This is a genomic window from Nitrosomonas aestuarii, assembly GCF_003046585.1.
Classification (GTDB): Bacteria; Pseudomonadota; Gammaproteobacteria; order Burkholderiales; family Nitrosomonadaceae; genus Nitrosomonas; species Nitrosomonas aestuarii.
The window spans coordinates 1-1,177 of the sequence record NZ_QAAE01000055.1; the positions used below are offsets into that span (position 1 = coordinate 1).

Here is a 1,177-nt window from a genome sequence, read left to right on the forward strand (position 1 = left end):
TGTTCTGGTCAAGTCGAACCGGACACTTTAATCAGAGACATTTCATATTTAGCCGGAGACATTCCACTATTAGCTGTGTGCAACCGGTCATTGTTGTAATAACGAATATAATCCGCTACATCTTGTTTCATATGTTCTCGTGTAGGCTGCGCCACTTTGAATATCCAATCATGCTTGAGGCTACCGAAGAATCGCTCAACGACGGCATTATCCCAACACGTACCAACGCTGCCCATCGAAGGTCGGGTACCATAGGCCGCCTGTAACTTTCGATAAAAACGGCTTGTATATTGTGAACCGCGATCGCTATGAAAAACCAAACCAGGCTTTGGTTGGCGCAGGTTAATTGCTCTCATCAATGCCTTACCGACCAGATTTTCTGTCATGCGTTTATCAATGTGCCAACCCACGATGCGGCGCGAGTATAAATCCATCACAATCGCCAGATACATCCAACCTTCATCTGTGCGAAGATAGGTGATATCACCCGCCCAGATTTCGTCTTTACCGACGGGATTGAAGTTCTGGTTAAGCAAATTATCAGCTACCACATCACTGTGTTTGCGTTTCGTCGTGACCTTGTATGCAACACGTTGCCGAACTTCAAGATTTAATCGACGCATCAACGTGCGGGTTCGATAACGGCTGATGTGAAAGCCTTCTTCGCGCAGTTTCCTGGATAACTCCCGGCTGCCCAGACTATTTCTGCTTTCCTTAAATAACGTCTTTAAACGACGATACAAATGCAGCTCGGCAGGCGTAGTTACTTTAGCCGGTCGCTTGCACCAGGCGTAATAGGCTGAACGACTCACGTTCATTACAGTACAAAGCAATGTAATCGGATAAGCAACTGAATGCCGAAAAATGAATCTGTACTTCACTTCATTTCTTGCGCAAAGAAGGCACTGGCCTTTTTTAGAATTGCTTTCTCCATGCGCAGATGTTTGACTTCTTTTCGCAGTCGGCTCAATTCGGCACGTTCATCTTCGGACATACGTTCTTTGGATGATTGCTGTTCCTGCTGTTGCTTCCATCGATAGAGCATATTGCTGCGAATACCAAGTGAATCCGCCGCCTGCTGTACGCTGTAGCTTTGTTCCGTAATTAATGCAACCGCTTCTTCTTTAAACGACTGCGCATATCGTTTGCAAACTTTCTTTTCTTTCATAAAAACCTC

At 45.5% G+C, this 1,177-nt stretch carries 1 protein-coding gene; it reads right to left on the reverse strand.

Annotated features, from left to right (window positions below):
- Nucleotides 1-8: 8 nt before the first annotated feature.
- A protein-coding gene (locus C8R11_RS15815) for an IS3 family transposase (protein ID WP_181258294.1) occupies nt 9-1,168 on the reverse strand; the annotation gives its coding sequence in 2 pieces (ribosomal slippage) (nt 9-919 and nt 919-1,168; 1,161 coding nt in all).
- Nucleotides 1,169-1,177 lie beyond the last annotated feature (9 nt).